Below are 16,724 nucleotides of genomic sequence, written 5' to 3'. Positions count from 1 at the left end.
AAAGAAAAGAGTATGAAGAAAAAACTGATGTTCCTGCTGCTTGCGGTGCTCACCGCGGGAAGCATGGCGGCCCAACCGGGCATGATGGCACCGATTCCGGCCGACAAAGCGGTGCGCACGGGCAAGCTGGAAAACGGCATGACCTACTACATCCGCCACAACGAAAAACCGAAGGGACAGGCAGACTTCTACATTCTGCATGACGTAGGCGCCATTCAGGAAAACGACGACCAGCAAGGTCTGGCCCACTTCCTCGAACACATGGCGTTCAACGGCACGAAGAACCTGCCGGGCAAGATGCTGACGGAATACCTGGAGACCGTGGGCGTGAAATTCGGCTACAACCTGAACGCCGCGACGGGCTGGGACCACACGACCTACCAAATCAAGGACGTGCCGACGGCCCGCGAAGGAGTGATCGACTCGGCGCTGCTGATTCTGCACGACTGGTCGCACTTCATTGCACTCGAAGGCGACGAAATCGACGCGGAACGCGGCGTAATCTGCGAAGAACTCCGCACGCGCGACGGTGCCCAATGGCGCTCGATGATGGCGATGATCAAGGCCCTGGGCAAAGGCTCGAAATACGAACACCGCAATCTGATCGGCTATCTGGACTATCTGAAGAGCTTCGACCACCAGGCGCTGCGCGACTTCTACCACCAATGGTACCGCCCGGACTACCAGGCAGTCATCGTAGTGGGCGACGTGGATGTGGACGCCGTCGAAGCCAAGGTGAAGAAACTCATGAGCGACATACCGGCTCCGGAAGCGAACGCTTCGCACAAGGAGAAAATCACGGTACCGGACAACGAAGCACCCATCGTGAGCATCACGACCGACCCGGAAATGCAAGGCTCGCGCATCCAGCTGTTCATCAAGCGCGAAGCCCTGCCCAAGGAACTCAACAACACGGTGCAGGCCGAAATGCTTGACGTAGCGCAGGCCTACATGTCGTCGATGACCAACGCGCGGCTGCAAGAAATCGCGATGAAACCCGACGCGCCGTTCCTTGGCGGCGGCATGAGCGCAGGCGACATCCTGGGCGTAATCCCGACGATGAACGTGACAGTGTTCGTGGTGATGACGCAGGACGGCAAACTGCCCGAAGGCTTCGAGGCCATCTACGGCGAAATGGAGAAAGTGCGCCGCTTCGGCTTCACGCAAGGCGAATTCGAGCGCGCACAGAACAACCTGCTGCGCAGCGCGGAACGCAAGTACACGAACCGCAACGACCGCACGAACGCGGAATATGTGGACATCTACCTGGACAACTTCAGCAAGAACACGCCGATGCCTGCGGCCGAGACCGAATGGCAGATCGACAGCATGCTGCTGAAATCCATCGACGTAAATGCGGTGAACGCGATAGCACAGCACCTCATAACGCCGGCGAACCAAGTAATCGTCATCACGGCCCCGGAAAAAGAAGGTCTTGAGACCCCGACCGAAGCCGAGATACTGGCCATCCGCGACCGGGTGACGGACTCGGAACTGGAAGCCTACGAAGACACGGCCGTGAAAGAACCGCTGCTGCCCGCAGGCACCAAGCTGAAAGGCTCGCCGGTGAAGAAAACGGTTGAAGACGCGGCCTACGGCACGACGGAATGGACGCTGAAGAACGGAGTGAAGATTGTGGTGAAACCCACGACCTACAAAGCCGACGAAGTACGCATGAACGCGGTATCGGAAGGCGGTCTTTCGCTGCTGACCGACGCAGAACTGCCGATGGCCGAATGGCTGCCCGTCTACGTCTCGATGATGGGCACGGGCAAATTCTCGGCCTCGGACCTGCGCAAACAACTGGCAGGCATCTCGGCGTCGGTGGAACTCGGCGTAGACAACTACCAGACCCAAATCAACGGAGTGTGCTCGCCGAAAGACATCGAGACGATGCTCCAACTGCTCTATCTGAACTTCGTACAACCGCGCTACGACGAGACGGACTACGCGACGCTGATGAAGATGCTGCGCTCGCAGCTGGAAAATGCGGAATCGAACCCCGACTTCGTCATGGAAAAACGCTACCTGGACGCAGCCTACGGCAACAACCCCCGCCGCCGGATGACGACCGTCGAAGTAATGGACGGCTTCGAGTTCGGGATGCTGCCCGTGATTCATGACAAACTCTACGCGGGCGCCAACAACTTCACGTTCACGTTTGTGGGCAACATAGACCCTGCGACGCTGAAACCGCTGGCCGAGAAATACATCGGCTCGCTGCCCGTGACGAAGACGAAAGCCGAAGCCATCGACGACCACAGCGCCCCGGTCAAGGGCGAAGTGACCGAAGACTTCCGCGCGCCGATGCAGCAGCCCAAGGTATCGGTACACTACCTCTTCTCGGGCGAGATGCCCTACACGTTCAAGAACCGACTGGCGCTGACCTTCCTGACGCAGGCGCTCGACGCCCGCTACTTAGTTTCGATCCGCGAGGAAAAGGGCGGCACCTACGGCGTACAAGTCTACGGCGGCACCGAATACCTGCCCAACGAGACCTACAAACTGAACATCGCATTCGACACCAACGAAGAGATGGCGGACGAACTGCTGGGAATCGTGATGGCGGAAATCGAGAAGATAGCGGCCGAAGGCCCGCTGACCGAAGACGTCGAGAAGACCCGCGAATTCATGCTCAAGAGCTGGAAGAACAGCCTTGAACAGAACCACCAATGGATGCGCTACATCCGCGCGAAGTACACTTCGGGCGAAGACTATCTGGCCGGCTACGAAAAGGCGCTGCGCGAACTGACCAACGCCGACATACAAGCCCTGGCGAAGAAGATACTCAGCGATGGCAACCTTGTGAAGGTAGTCATGCGCCCGGAACAGGCCGAATAACGAACATACACGGCTAAAAAGAGACGTCCGCCGCTCGATCGAGCGGCGGACGTTTTGCTATGGGAACTATCCACCGATGTTTTGCCGGGCTTAGCAGACAGCGATTGCTCAGAAAAGCGTGCAGACCTCCATGCCGACGGTCAGCTTATGCAGGCACTCCTCGGACCCGCGGAGCACGGGCGAGACAAGGTCGTAATCGACCGAAAACCGCACGCCGAAACCTGTCGTGGCAACGCAAGTCACGGAAACCCCGGTTCCTATCGACGCACCGCCGCGGTCGCCCAAATCGCCGAACGAACTGCGCATCCGCTTGAAATACTCGTATCCGCCGGACAAATGCGACCCGACAGCGCAACGGGCCGTGAGCGGATAGGAAAAACAAGGCCCGACGGCGACCGACGCCCCATACTGCAACTCGTTCTGCGCCTCCGAGTCGATGGCCAACCGCATGCTGCCGACGGCGAGCCGCCCGCCGACCCCGACGTAAGGCGTCGCGAACCAAGCGCCGCGAACCCCGACCGTAGGGCCGCCTGCGAAACGGACCTCCCTGCCGGACAAGACGGTATAACTTCCCAAAGCGGTAGTAGCCCCGGCGTGCAACGAAAGGAACGACGGCCGCCGGAAACGGTCGAAATCGGGGAAAGAACCGATGTCGGCAATACCCCGCTCCCGGTAAATCAAATCGGCGAAGAGATAACCCAACTCGACGGAGAGGATACCGATGCCTGCGCCGACCATGATGTCGCTCATCCAATGGCGGTTGTTGAGCTGGCGCGTGATGCCGGTAGCGGCGGCGGCAACGTACCCCCCGACGCTGAACCACGGACTGCGATGGCCGAACTCCTTATGGAGAATAGAGGCAGCCATGAAAGCCGTAGCGGCATGCCCCGACGGAAAAGAATTGCGGGTGGAGCCGTCGGGGCGCTCGGCCCGCACGGAATATTTGAGCGAATTGACCATGGCAGCCATCAAAGCGGCGGAAAAGGCGTTGGAGACGATCATCCGCCCCCAAGAACTGCGGCTCCTGACGCCACAAGCCTTCAATCCCCAAGCGAACGCCAAAGGCGCGTACTGGAGATAATCGTCGTAATCGTGGCGGAACCCGACGGCGTAACTATTGCGCAAATCGCGGAAATCGCGGTCGCAGAAAGTCATGGCAGCACCGCCCATGATCAAAGGAACGGCAGCGACGGCCAAACGACCGTGCCCGAGGCTGTCGCGCTGCGCGGCGAAGGAACGGCCGGGCGCCCACAGACACGCGAAGGCCAGCAAACAAACAAGAATCTTCATCGAATTCGGATTAGGTTCATCGTTTCCCGGACAACAAAAAGCGTGGAACACTTCGCATGATCCACTGATGAGGTCTTGGCGTACCCGGTGTAGAGAACAATACGAATGCCCACGCCGAAAAACGACGCGAGCACCAACCTTGCTACTCCTACACCGTCAAAAACCGCCAAGTTTCATCAGTAAGAAAGTAAAGCCGATGCGCTTTAAGTCCGAATGTCGGCAACCCCGAGAGAGACTGCCGGAGACAAAGGTAACGATTTTACGGCGAATCCGACAGCGAGAGACGAAAAATATTTACGACGGCGCCCGCACCTTTGCTTCCGGCAATGACAGGGCAGGAAAACAGATTCTTCGCTGCGCTCAGAATGACAAAGAGGGGAAGGGTACCCAGAATGACAAGGAGGGGGCATCCGGGATGACGTGGATGAGAATCCGGAATAGCAGAAGAAGGGGCAACAGGACGAGGCGGTCGGGATGGGCGGAAAGATAAGAACACGAAAAAAGAGGTGCCCTTCGGGCACCTCTTGGAGAAAACGGGAACGCGGCGGAAAGACCGCAATCCCTGGAAAACGGAACTACTCGTCGTACTCGCCGCTGCCGTCCTTGACGGGCGGATTGTAGGAAGCGTCGGGCGTATTGTGGTCGATCCACTCCTGCGAGAGCAACGACTCCTCGGGGAATTCGAGGTCCTCGATGCGGTTGACGGTAATCTGGTACTGCGCGTAAGGATAGGTAGCGCTCTTGGAATAGATACTATAGATACCCAATACATTGCCCACACTACCGTCTGCGGGAATCGGCCGCATGGCGAAACGCGAATAACCGCTGGTGCGGATACCATAAACACCAGCAACGTTGGTGGCCGTAGCTTCGGTATTCAACATCATAAGCACCGAACCGTAAAGACTGACGTTCTCGCGGCTGTAAGCCCAATGATACCAAGCACTGAAGACGGGCGAACCCGAATCGGTAACGATCCAATTAGGATAGGGATTGTCGCCGATAGTTGGCTTCTCAATATCATCGGTCCACAAATACTCATAGACCGGCTTATCATTCTCGTCAAGAAGCTGCTCAAGCTCATGAGCCTTGTTATAATACCAGACTGCACCCTGCCGATCGAAGATAGGCTTGCCACCCTCGGCAATGAACTTCCCGTAGACGGGATTCATAATCGGATTGCCCTGTTCATCAAGCTGCAAGTCCTGATATTTGACGCCAGCATAACGAATCGTAACGCCCTCGAAACGAATCAGACGCCCGTAATCGTCCTGCCCCAACTCGTTGTAATTGGACGAATTGACAACCTTGATATTGGTAGCATCCAACTGACAAGGACCACCCGCGAGCACGCGGTTGAAAGTGGGATTGTTGAGGTTGGCCCACATATCGACGCTCTCGAAATTGGAATTGGCGTAATACTTATCGGCCAGACCCGTATTGAGCGCATTGGAGGGAGCATCGCCCAGCGAAAGCATCATCCGGTAATTACCGAGGTAGAAATCACGGAGCTTGACGTAGACCCACGTACTTTCCATGGTCCCGAGGTTGAGCTTGAAAGTAGTGTAGAGCGTACCGCAGAGCTTGAGCTCGATGGCGGCGGTGCCGTCGTCGATGTAGAGCGACTTGTAGACATTGCCCTGCGCATCGCTGGAAATGACCTTGCCCTTGATATAACGGTTGCCGATGTCCTCGCGGAACTTTATATTGGAAAAACCCTCCTCGATGGGCGTCGAGGGGGCCCCGAGCTTGACGGTCTTGGTATCGGACCAACTACCGTTGGAACCGGTATTGTCTAACGAACCGAACTCGTTGATGAAAACGTTCTTCATCTCCTTGATGGAAATGGGTTCGAGCCCGAGCGACGCCATGTCCTCGTCGGTCCAGACCTTGGCGGGAGCGGGCGTATCGAAATCGTTGTAACACCCCGCGCACAGGATGCCGAACACCGCGACGAAAAATAACTTATTGATTTTCATAATGCAGAATCGCTAAACGAGGTTAGAAACGGAAATAGACGTTCAGATAATAATTGGTCCCGAGCATGTAGAAATACTTGGAATCGAAGCGGGAGAACTTGACACCCTCCGGAGTGCGGACGCGGCGCAGACGCATCTGCTCGTAACCGCCGGTGCGGATGTCCTGGTCGTTGAGGATGTTCTTGACCTCGAGGCTGAAACCCAACATGTACTGACGGCGGATGTACCAATTCTTGCCGACGCTGGCGCTGAGCGTGAAGAACCCGCCGAACTTCTCCTGGGCCCGCATCTCCTCGATACCCTTGGCCGCAGTCTTGATTTTGGCGATGTCCATGTCGGGCTTGTTGACCTCGCTGGCGATGATGTTGGAATAATACTGCGTCGCCTGAGAAGTACGGTACAACGGGTTCATCGAGAGGTAGAGATTGTCGTAGTAATTGAAATTGACCGACGCGAACCAATTGCGCGGGCCGCGGTAATCGAGCCCGACGTTGAGGGCCAGCTGCGGCGAACTCTCGACGTGCATGCCCTTCCAATTGACGCGGTCGCCACGGGCGACGACCTCGCTGTTGTCGATGGTCTGGATGAAGTCGGGGTTGGAAGTATAGGTGTAATCGCCCCAGCTGACGGCGCCGACAGCGGAAATACCATTCCAGATAGGCACGGAGACGGCAGCTTCGACACCGTAATAACGCTTGTCGATACCGCTCATGGCGAAGTTGGTGAACGAACGCTCGACGTCGTCGTAGAACGAAATGACCTTGGTCTGGTCGGTCATGGCGGAGTAATAACCCGAAACCCGCGCCTTGATATAAGGCAGGTTGAGGTTATAGGTAAGGTCGGTACCGAAAATCCGCTCGGCGGAAACGCCCGGCGTAGTCGTATTGCGGGTACGGGGCGAGACGAACGAATTGACGAACTTGGGGGCGTTCTGCATGAAAGCGACCCCGGCTTCGAGCGAATGGGCGCCGGAGAAACGGTACGACAGATTGAGCTTACCGCTGTAAATGAGGAAATCGAGCGTCTTGGAATCGCCGAACGAATTGTTGGGGAACAGACCCTTGCGCCACAGACCCTCGCGGTGCATGGACGAATAACCGACCTTACCGCCGACATTCATCGAGAACCCGCCGACAGCGTAGGTATAGAGCGCCCAGGCGCTGGTTTCGAGCAGGTGAGCGCGGTAATTGTAACTGATTTTGTCCCCCACGCGGGCGATGCGGGCGTGGCCGGTCTGGTAATAATAATCCAAATCGTTCTGGTAATTGACGGCGCTGTGCGACATGTCGCGCTCGGCGAACTTGTCGATGTCGTACCAATAATCGCCGCCGAGCAGGTCTTTCACCTCGTCGTAATACCAAGTACGGTTGACGCGGAGGTTGGCCCCGGCGACAATCTGCATATTATTGCGAATCTGATGGTTGACGTCGAGCGCGAGGTTATAGTCGAGCTGGTCGGTGTGGCGCTCCTCGAGGATGAGGTTGGAACGGAACTGGGTCCCGATGGTATTCTTGAACTGCTCGTCCGTGCTGGAAGCGAACTGGTCGGCCAAGGTATTGTCGATGAAACGGTTCTCGCGGAAGAAACGGTCGTACTGCAACATACCGGTGAAATTCTGCGCGAGCTGCTGGGCGCGGAAACGGTACTCGTACTCGGTCTCGGGCGACGTGACGCCGGGAACGATCTGGCTGAGGAGCGACGAAGGCAGATAACGGTAGTAATCGCCGCGGGGATCGCTGGCGTCCTTCCAAGTAAGAGCGGAATAACCGTTCTTACCGAAACGCAGGGCGGTGGCGGCGTTCAAACGGGTACGCTCGGAAGCATCCCACGTATAATTGAGCATGACGACAGGCTCGTGAGTATTGCGAACGCGGGAATTGCGCAGCTTACCGTCCTGGTACCCGACGTTGGGATTGTAATAGTTGCTGCCGAAGAGCCGGTAAGCCTCGTCGGTCGAAGCCTGCTGGGCACCGCGCTCCGAAGGCGAAGCGAAAGCGGTGAGGGCCAACCGATGGCTGTCGCGGAAGAGCTTCTCGACGGAGAGGAAATACGAATAGGAATTGTAATACACCCCGTCGACGTAACCGTTGCCCCCCTGGCGCGTACCGACGGAAACACCGTAAGACCATCCGTTGTCCAACTGTCCGGAAGCATAGGAGACCATGGCGCGGAAACGATACATCTGATTGCCGTTGGAGACGCTGACGCGCAAACCCTTACGCATCTGGGAAGCACGCGCGTTGACGTTGGTCATACCGGCGATGCCCCCGATACCGAAATCGGACGAAGCGAGCCCGGCGACGGTATTCTGGTTGCGGGTAGCGTCGTTGAGACCGCTCCACAAAGACCAAGGGCCGTAACCGGTCATGGCGTCGTTGAAGCGGATACCGTTGAGGTAGATGTCGGAATACTGCGAATCGTAACCCCGGACATTGAAACGCATCTCGGAAAAACGATACGAAGCGACGCTGTTGAAGAGGTCCTTGGACGAAGAAAGCGACGACGGCAGGGCCTGCTCGTCGGAAGCCGAAGAATCGCTGTCGAACTCGGCGAAGACCGAATCGTCGAAACCGTCGGAAGTCATCAACGGCGAGACGACGACCGCGGACAAATCGCGCATGTTCTGCCCGACGCGGACGCGCAACTCGAGCTCCTCGAACTCGGGAGCCTCGAACGCGACGCGGTAATCGCCCTGCGGGAGGTTCTCGAAGACGAAATTACCGTTGCTGTCGGTGACGGCGGACAACCCGGTGGATTCGAGCGTGACACGCACGTTGCCCAACGCCTCGCGGCTGCCGCGCGAAACGACCTTGCCACGGATACCGCCGTCCTGCGCATACGCGCCGGAACAAACGGCCGCAGCGAAGAGAAGGAGAAGTAAAGATTTCAGTTTCATAAGGTTATTGTTTGCACTGTTGTTTGCCGATATAGATGAAGACGGGGAAGTGGTCGCTGAACCCGCCCTGGAAATTGTTGCCGACGAACGTACGCAGGGGATAACCCTTGTACTGACCCTCGCGCTGGAGCATGTAAGGCCGCCGGAAGATGCCGCCGTAGAACTTGGAAGTACCGACGGAAAGCAAACGCAGGGTCCCGGCGGGCGCATCGACGAGGTTGCCGGAGACGATGATGTTGTCGAAGAGGTTCCACGCATCGCGATAAGCCAACGTACCGTAACCGGCCTTGAGCAAGGCGATATAGGGATTGAACATGTCGCCGGGCTGCAAATCCTTGATTTTGCCCTTGGCACTCAGACCGATGACGATGCTGTCGTCGGTAGCGTCGTCGTTCAGGTCGCCCATGACAACGACCTTGGTAGCGGGATTGGCCTGCTGGACGGAATCGACGATGGCCCGCACCTGACGGGCGGCGGCGAAACGCTTGGGGTCGGAAGCCTCCTTGCCCCCGAGACGCGAGGGCCAATGGCTGACGAGGAAGAAAAAGGGCTCGCCGTCGATGGTCCCCCACATGGTGACGAAGTCGCGCGTACGGAAGTTTGGCAACTCGGGCATGTGGAACGGAATGGGCGCGCTGCCCTCCAACTTGAACCTGTCGGGCCGATAATAAAAACCGACGTCGACGCCACGTGCGTCGGGCGAATCGAAATGGACGATGCGATAATTGGCCGGGGCCAACTTGGGCTGCGCGATGACGTCCTCCATGACGTTGCGGTTCTCTATCTCGGAGACGCCGATGACGATGGGGAAATCACGGTCCGCGGCAGCGATGTCGAACAAGACGCGCTCAAGGTTGGCGATTTTCTTGTTGTACTTGGCCGAATTCCAGTTTTTGAGCCCCCCGGGAGTGAACTCCTCGTCGAAGATGTCGGGATCGCGGACCGTATCGAAAAGGTTCTCGAAGTTGTAGAAGACGATTTTGTACGGCTTCTGCGCGATGCCTGCCGCGAACAAGACGACGAACAGACCGGTGAAAAGGATTTTCTTCATGACGGATGATATTGAATAATTTTATAGGCTCCAATCGGAGGGACGGTTCTGCGCCTTGACGGCGTCGGCAGCCCCGGCGGGGATGTTGCGGAAGAACGCGAACCCGGTTTTGCGCTCGATGTCGGCGATGGAAGTGGCGTAACTCCGCAACGACGCGGTATTGGAAGCATCGTTGGCGAACCAGAACCCGATGCCGTAGAGCTCGTCGGCAGAACAATCCCAAACAGCCTTGCCGCCGGAACCGCGCAGCAAGACCTTCCAACAATTGGACGGATAACCGATTCTGGTGCCGTCGCGGGCCGTAATGTAACGATTGCCGGCGAAATAGGTGCCGGTCACGACAAAAATCGTATCCCTGCTGTTACGGGCTCTTACATCACGGATTTTATTTTCGAGGTCGACCCACACCCCTTCGTTGAAATCGGAATTCTGGGGCATAATGTTGGTCGAATAGAAAGTCATGGCATTGGTTTCCTTATTGCTGTAACGGTCGGCCGAGGGGAGCTGGTGACCGCGGGCATCGCCTGTACCGTAAGTATTCGCAACGTTGAACTGGTACTGAACGGGAATTTCGGGCAACTGAGTGTTGGGGTCGTAAGACCAGGCGTTGGTACGAGTGACGGCAGGCTCGACGTAATTACGGGTCAAAGGATAAGCGACCCAATGGGAAACGCGCTTCTGGGTATCGTAACAAACGGAGTAATTACGGACGTACCCGCCGCGGATAAGGGTGGTATAATAAGTCTTATATATATAAGTATCGCCCTCGCGGAAGAAAGGCTGCTCGCCCCACTGACGGTCGAAGTCGGCGGTAGGCGAAAAAGCACCCTGCCTTAAAGTGAGATCGGCGCTGAAACCGTTGGCGAACGTTACGCGGATGAGCGCCTCGCGGACCTGGTCGGTCTCGTTGCGGAGGAGGTAGAGGTTCATCGGAACACCGACGAGACCCGATTTGGAGAACTGGGGTTCGATCAATGTATCGAACGAAGAAAACGAACACCAAGCATCGCCGACGTCCTGCGAGAGGATGGTGGCGACGAACGTCATGGCGTCGCCGACGGCGATGATTCTGTTCGATGTAGTGTTGCAATTCACGGTCTCTGCGTCGAGCCGCACGACGATAAGAGAATCGTCATCGCTCCCGCCGCATCCCGCGAAAAGGAAAAGAACACCCGCAAACAACCACGCGGGCAAATGGAAATTCTTGAAAAGAGACATTCCGGGAAATTACGAAAGAGAAAAAAGAGTTTCAAAGAAACCAAACTCTTGACGGGATATTACTCCCGCCAAGAGTTGGGTTTAGGGTAGAAACGATTTAAAACTTATTCTTTATAAGTCACTTTAATCGTCAAAACACGCGTCTGCTCGTATTTGCCCTTGCTATTTTTATTCGGGTCAGACGTAAAGACCACTTCGGGGGCCTCACCCGTCCATTCGGAACCGCTGTACGTACCCGTAGAAACAGTTTTCCAATTATTATAATTACCCGTAACGAAGGTAAACTCTACTTTCAGAATAGTTGCACCGGAAATAGTAAGCGTAGTACCAGCATAGAAGCGGATGGCACCAGTAGAGGTATAGAACGCAGGATCTGTTGTGCCACTTGCTTTAGAAATAGAGAAAGCCAAAGGTTCGAAGCCAGTAATGGATGTCACTTTAAACTGATTTGCATAACCCAAATTGGCACAAACGACAGTAGCTTCTTTTGCACCGTCAGGCAATTGGGCTTCCTGCTCGACAGCGAGTTCAGCCAAAGTCGTACCATTCCAAGACGCAACGAGCTTTGCGGTATAGGGGGCTCCGCTGGCATTGTCGCCGACAGCCTTGATGGTGACAGAAGTAGCATCTTGGGCTTCGACATTGAACTTATCGGCATCGGTACCGGAGAATGCAAAGGTAACAAGCTGGTCGCTCGGAATATTTTTAGCTACGAAATTGAGCTTCTGAACTTCGGGAGTACTACCGGCGAAAACTTTGGGCTCCGTAGTGAAGAGCAACGAAGGTGCCGAAGTATTCTCTTTAATCGAACGAAGCAAGACGTTCATGCGGCTGTTCGACGAATCGTAACCCAGAGCGAAACCGGTCACGTCGACCACGTCGCCCGAAGCACGGCCGTCGAAATAAGAATTCAGACCGTAGGCGAACTGGATTTCGGTCGGGCAACCGGGAACGAGAAGTCTGTAGGTATTATAGGAAGCACCCACCTCGATGGTAAGCGTACCCGTCATCTTGATATACTTATACGCAGCCTTGTTCACATCGGCAGCGATTTCGGAAGTATACGTTGCGATAGCAGCTGCATCGAAATTTGCAGGCTCGGGCAATACGAGCGACGAGGCGGCACCCGGCGTAATCGTAAAGTCGGAGAACTGCCACAGACCGTAACGCTGTGCGGCAATACCCTTGATGGAAGCCGTCTTGTCCACATCCGAAATAAACGGATTGGCATCCTGCGTTTTCCAGGCATTGTTGAAAGCAAGCACGTAATTGACCGTACCGTCGTTGTTCTGAGCAAGCATAACGGCCTGCTGATGAACGCCGACGATGGTAGCATCCTTGATTTCGCGGTTGCCTGCAGTCAAGCCGGCAATAGTTGTCTCGGTATACTCGGGCTCGGGAATAGCCTCGGTGAGCTTGATGTCGTCGATAGTACGGGGCGAAATCTGCTTATCGTTATTGTAACGCCCTGCGATGCCGACCAACGAACCCATTTTCTCGGGAACGGTCTGATCCTTGAAAACGGCCTTGGAACCGGTGCGGCAAACGAAAGCCTGTCCGTCGGCGGTAGCGAAATTGACGTTGCCCTTGTTGGTCGAAGTATTCCAACCTGCACCATAACCAGCAGTAGGATAGCAATTGTCGACCTGCACGAGCATGGATTCGTAATCGAACAAAGCATCGGGAGCGATAACAACAGGTTCCGGAGCGTCGGTGGAAACCGTCTTGACAGCCTCGGCGGCAGCGTCGGCAATGTTGAGCTGGAGCAACCCGTTGTAAAGCTGCACCTGCGCACCGGTCAAAGCAACCGTGACGCACGTACCGGGAGCGTAGGAAGCGGACTGGAACTTCGAGCAGGAAATGGTCAGACCGGAATTCTTAACGGCGGCACCATCCTGAATGGCGATATTCCAATCGCTGCCGGTGTTCTTACCCTCCGAATTGGAAACGACGATACCCGTGAGGGTCATAGCGCCGATATCGGCGGTGACGTCGGTCTTGGTCGAAGTGGGATTCATGGCTACAAGCAAGGCGCGAACGGCAGCGACGTTGGTATCGGGAGTAGCCGAACCGGAGGGCGACTGACGCACGGTAACCTTGGCCGTGACCGTATAAGGCACGCCGAGAATCTCGCCGTTAGACGAAAGGATAGCCGTAGCGGAACGCTCCTCGACGCCCTCGGGCAAAGCGGTGACCGTGAACTTGAGCGACGAAGTACCGCCCTTGGCAGCCGTAACGCTGGGCACGCACCAATCCTGCTCGGTCTCGAAAGCGAGGGTCCACGGATTGGACGAAACGACCTCGACAGCCTCGGTATCGCCGGCGGCAGCCTTTACGCCGATAGTCGTGGACTGCTTGCCGTTGACCGTAAGCGAAGCTTCGCCATTGTTGTTTCCGCCGTTGTCATCGTCGTCCGAACAGGCGGCGAACCCGACAACTGCCAACGCTGCGAAAAACAGCGAACGCCAGAAATTAAAATTTTTCATAAACACGCAATTTTTAATAAAACAATTTGAGGATTCCGTTCACACGACCAATACCATTACATAATAACAATATTGTTCACATTCATATAGGTTTCCCGGCCCTGGCAAAGCACCCGAAAACGGAGCTCGGCACCCGGCCTGAGAAAACTACCTCAAAGATAATTTTTTTTTATTTAGGAACAAAGTTCCTGCCACCTTTTTTATATCGGAAAAGGACCGGGCGGGCAAAAAAAACACCGGTTCGCGGAAACGAACCGGTGCGAAACGGAGAAAACGCCCCTCAACGGATGCGGTCGGCAGCGCGGACGAGCAACTCGTCGTGCAAAATGGCGCGGGCGGCGAGCCACACGAAAACAAGGCAGACGACGGGCAATGCGATGGAGACATAGACACCCTGCAAATGGAATGTCAGCCCGGAGAAGACCCGCCAGCTGAGGAAATAGTAGACCCCCTCCATGACGGCGGCCCCGACCAGCAGGACGGCCTCGGCGACGCACAGCCGGAACTGAAGCAACCGCCGCCGGAACAAAAAGAGAGTGACCAAAGGCAAGGCACACGCAACGGCGAGGAGCACTCCCATGTAGAGGGTCGGCTGAACGGCCTGGCCGCCGACCTCGCGGAGCGCAAAGGCGCAGAGCCGGAACTCCCCGGCATCGCCTGCGAACCAAGCCAACGGCACGAAGAGCGTGACGGCCATGAGCGCCGAGACGATGAACAGATAAAGGGTCTGAATACGCTGTATCATAACTACATATTTTTATCGATCAGATACTTGTTGCGGTCGGAAGAACCGCGGTTGATGAGCTCGCCCAGAAACCCGGCCAAAAAGAGCTGGACACCGAGGACTACCGCCAACATGGCGAGGTAGAACAGCGGCTGGTCGGCGACGGGCCGGAGCGGCAGACCATGGGCCTGCTTCCACAGCTTGGCGGCGATGACCCACACGGTAGTGCCGCCGCCGAAAAGGAACATGAGGGTGCCGAGCCCGCCGAAGAAATACATGGGCGACCGCCCGAAATGGGACATGAACAAGACGGTGATGAGGTCGAGGTAACCCTTGAGCATGCGTTCGAGCCCGAACTTGGACTGCCCGTACTTGCGGGGACGGTGCTCGACGACCTTCTCGCCGATGCGGCGGAACCCGGCCTTGCGGGCGAGAATGGGGATGAAACGGTGCATCTCGCCGTAGACCTCGATGGACTTGACGACCTTGCGGCGGTAAGCCTTGAGACCGCAATTGAAATCGTGGAGCCGGATACCCGACGCAACGCGCGCGGTCCAATTGAAGAACTTGCTGGGCCACCGCTTGCCGACGGGGTCGAAACGCTTCTTTTTCCACCCGGAGACAAGGTCGTAGCCCTCGTCGAGGATCATGCGCCGCATGGCGGGAATCTCGTCGGGCGAATCCTGCAAATCGGCGTCCATGGTGAAGACGACCTCGCCCTGCGCGGCCTCGAACCCGCAAAAGAGCGCGGCCGACTTGCCGTAATTGCGGGCGAAACCGATGGCCCGGACGGCGGGAAACTGCTGCCGGAGCTGTCCGATGACGTCCCACGAACCGTCGGACGAACCGTCGTCAACGAAGATAATTTCGTAGGAAAGGCCGTGGTCGCGGGCCACGCGGTCGATCCACGCGGCGAGCTCGGGCAGCGACTGCTCCTCGTTGTAGAGAGGAACGACGACCGAAATATCGGGATTACTCATGGCCGGAAGTGTGCTCGGGACCGAACATGGAGGGATTGCGCTTGGTGAAAGCCGCGACGAACAACCCGAAGAAAGTACCCTTCAAAGCATAGCCGAAAACATTGGAAAAGAGCACCCAAAGCGGCGAGAAAATCATCCGCCGCATCATGGACTGCATCTGCCGGAGCATGTCGGTGCTATAAACCCCGGTCTGCGAGAGCACGGAAAGCGACTGGTCGACCAAAGCCTGGTACTTTTCGGGGAAGAAGAAATTGGCGGCGAGAGCCGTATAAGCCCCTACGAGCACCCCGGCGAAAAGCGACATGCACAAAATATACAACAGGCACTCGCCGTAGCTGTAACCCAGCTCCTCCGAAGCGTAAAGCCGGACCCGGCGCCGGGTGAAGACCACCAACAAAGCGACGAAGACGACGAAATGCAACAGACCGAGCCCCTTGAAAGGACAAACAAGGTTCAACGTAACGAAACCGATTTCGGCCAAACCGAGAAAAGCACCGTAAAGGGCGGCATCGCCCCAAAAAGAATTTTTCATGTCGAATATCTGAATTTACATAAATGCACTACTGCAACTCGCCCTTGCCCTCGCGCAGGATTTCGGGCTCGCCGTCCGAGAGATCGACGACCGTAGTCGGGACGAGGTCCCCCACCCCGCCGTCGACGACCAACGAAACCTCGCGGCCGAAACGCTCGTGGAGCAACTCGGGGTCGGTCATGTATTCCGTGACCTCGTCGTCCACGCGGACCGAAGCCGTGACCAACGGGCACCCCAACGCCCCGACGACCGCCCGGGCGACGGGATGGGCAGGAATCCGCACGCCGATGGTCTTGCGCCTGCCGAGCGTCTTGTCGGGCACGCGCGACGAAGCGGGCAAGACGAAAGTAAAGGGACCGGGCAGATTGCGCCGCAAAATCCGGAACGCGGCGTTGTCGACGCGGCAGAACTCGGCGACCTGCGCAAGGTCGGCGAAGACGAGGGCGAACTCGTTCTTCCCCTTCAGCCGCCGCAGCCGCTCGATGGCCTTGACCGAACGCAACGAACAGCCGAAAGCGTAGACGCTGTCGGTGGGATAGATGACGATGCCGTCGCTGCCGAGCGCACCGACGACCCGCTGCAATTCCCGCTCCGAAGGATTCTGTCCGTAGATTTTACAAAGCATCGCCGACAAATATAGGTAAAAAACGGCGAAAAACGGGCAACTATCGGTAAATAAAACGCTTTGCAGCAACGTCCGCCCGCCTGCCGAACACGACAATGCCCC

Annotated in this window: 11 protein-coding genes; 1 reads left to right on the top strand and 10 read right to left on the bottom strand. The window is 56.7% G+C overall.

Annotated elements, in window-relative coordinates; all coding sequences use genetic code 11:
• The first annotated feature begins 12 nt into the window (after positions 1 to 12).
• On the top strand, positions 13 to 2,841 hold the full coding sequence (locus QVG21_RS00760; protein ID WP_287921159.1) for a M16 family metallopeptidase: 2,829 nt from the start codon (positions 13 to 15) through the stop codon (positions 2,839 to 2,841).
• A gap of 108 nt (positions 2,842 to 2,949) precedes the next feature.
• Here QVG21_RS00760 and QVG21_RS00755 read toward each other — a convergent pair whose 3' ends face one another.
• The 10 genes from QVG21_RS00755 to QVG21_RS00710 form a co-directional block, all read right to left on the bottom strand.
• A complete protein-coding gene (locus tag QVG21_RS00755; protein ID WP_287921156.1) occupies positions 2,950 to 4,131 on the bottom strand; it encodes a phosphatase PAP2 family protein in 1,182 nt (393 codons plus the stop codon).
• Positions 4,132 to 4,706: 575 nt separating this feature from the next.
• Positions 4,707 to 6,110, bottom strand: a complete 1,404-nt coding sequence (locus QVG21_RS00750; RefSeq protein ID WP_287921153.1) for a DUF5689 domain-containing protein — start codon at positions 6,108 to 6,110, stop codon at positions 4,707 to 4,709.
• Between the two features lie 22 nt (positions 6,111 to 6,132).
• Positions 6,133 to 9,006: a TonB-dependent receptor gene (locus QVG21_RS00745; protein ID WP_287921150.1), complete on the bottom strand. Its 2,874-nt coding sequence runs from the start codon at positions 9,004 to 9,006 to the stop codon at positions 6,133 to 6,135.
• A 4-nt stretch (positions 9,007 to 9,010) separates the two neighbouring features.
• Positions 9,011 to 10,057, bottom strand: a complete 1,047-nt coding sequence (locus QVG21_RS00740; protein ID WP_287921148.1) for an endonuclease/exonuclease/phosphatase family protein — start codon at positions 10,055 to 10,057, stop codon at positions 9,011 to 9,013.
• A gap of 21 nt (positions 10,058 to 10,078) precedes the next feature.
• Positions 10,079 to 11,275 (bottom strand): DNA/RNA non-specific endonuclease, encoded by a 1,197-nt coding sequence (locus QVG21_RS00735; RefSeq protein WP_287921146.1) that lies wholly within the window; start codon positions 11,273 to 11,275, stop codon positions 10,079 to 10,081.
• 104 nt (positions 11,276 to 11,379) lie between these two features.
• The gene (locus tag QVG21_RS00730; protein ID WP_287921144.1) at positions 11,380 to 13,761 is read right to left on the bottom strand and encodes a DUF5689 domain-containing protein; all 2,382 of its coding nucleotides are present in this window, start codon (positions 13,759 to 13,761) and stop codon (positions 11,380 to 11,382) included.
• A 280-nt stretch (positions 13,762 to 14,041) separates the two neighbouring features.
• Complete coding sequence (locus QVG21_RS00725; RefSeq protein WP_251214767.1) at positions 14,042 to 14,506, bottom strand: DUF4293 domain-containing protein; 465 nt, start codon at positions 14,504 to 14,506, stop codon at positions 14,042 to 14,044.
• A 2-nt stretch (positions 14,507 to 14,508) separates the two neighbouring features.
• A complete protein-coding gene (locus QVG21_RS00720) occupies positions 14,509 to 15,465 on the bottom strand; it encodes a glycosyltransferase family 2 protein (protein WP_287921140.1) in 957 nt (318 codons plus the stop codon).
• Positions 15,458 to 15,997 carry a DUF4199 domain-containing protein gene (locus QVG21_RS00715; RefSeq protein ID WP_287921137.1) on the bottom strand — a complete coding sequence of 180 codons (540 nt, stop codon included), beginning with the start codon at positions 15,995 to 15,997 and terminating at the stop codon, positions 15,458 to 15,460. Before QVG21_RS00715 ends, QVG21_RS00720 begins: the two co-directional genes overlap by 8 nt.
• 28 nt (positions 15,998 to 16,025) lie before the next feature.
• Positions 16,026 to 16,622 carry an L-threonylcarbamoyladenylate synthase gene (locus QVG21_RS00710; protein ID WP_287921134.1) on the bottom strand — a complete coding sequence of 199 codons (597 nt, stop codon included), beginning with the start codon at positions 16,620 to 16,622 and terminating at the stop codon, positions 16,026 to 16,028.
• Positions 16,623 to 16,724: the final 102 nt, after the last annotated feature.

The organism is Alistipes sp. UBA6068, from assembly GCF_949428155.1.
Taxonomy (GTDB): Bacteria; Bacteroidota; Bacteroidia; order Bacteroidales; family Rikenellaceae; genus Alistipes; species Alistipes muris.
This window is presented reverse-complemented; position numbering and strand designations above follow the sequence as displayed.

Coding starts and splice junctions, on each gene's coding strand:
- QVG21_RS00740 (WP_287921148.1), bottom strand. CDS start 10,057: ATGAAGAAAATCCTTTTCACCGGTCTGTTCGTCGTCTTGTTCGCGGCA.
- QVG21_RS00745 (WP_287921150.1), bottom strand. CDS start 9,006: ATGAAACTGAAATCTTTACTTCTCCTTCTCTTCGCTGCGGCCGTTTGT.
- QVG21_RS00760 (WP_287921159.1), top strand. CDS start 13: ATGAAGAAAAAACTGATGTTCCTGCTGCTTGCGGTGCTCACCGCGGGA.
- QVG21_RS00755 (WP_287921156.1), bottom strand. CDS start 4,131: ATGAAGATTCTTGTTTGTTTGCTGGCCTTCGCGTGTCTGTGGGCGCCC.
- QVG21_RS00715 (WP_287921137.1), bottom strand. CDS start 15,997: ATGAAAAATTCTTTTTGGGGCGATGCCGCCCTTTACGGTGCTTTTCTC.
- QVG21_RS00725 (WP_251214767.1), bottom strand. CDS start 14,506: ATGATACAGCGTATTCAGACCCTTTATCTGTTCATCGTCTCGGCGCTC.
- QVG21_RS00720 (WP_287921140.1), bottom strand. CDS start 15,465: ATGAGTAATCCCGATATTTCGGTCGTCGTTCCTCTCTACAACGAGGAG.
- QVG21_RS00710 (WP_287921134.1), bottom strand. CDS start 16,622: ATGCTTTGTAAAATCTACGGACAGAATCCTTCGGAGCGGGAATTGCAG.
- QVG21_RS00735 (WP_287921146.1), bottom strand. CDS start 11,275: ATGTCTCTTTTCAAGAATTTCCATTTGCCCGCGTGGTTGTTTGCGGGT.
- QVG21_RS00730 (WP_287921144.1), bottom strand. CDS start 13,761: ATGAAAAATTTTAATTTCTGGCGTTCGCTGTTTTTCGCAGCGTTGGCA.
- QVG21_RS00750 (WP_287921153.1), bottom strand. CDS start 6,110: ATGAAAATCAATAAGTTATTTTTCGTCGCGGTGTTCGGCATCCTGTGC.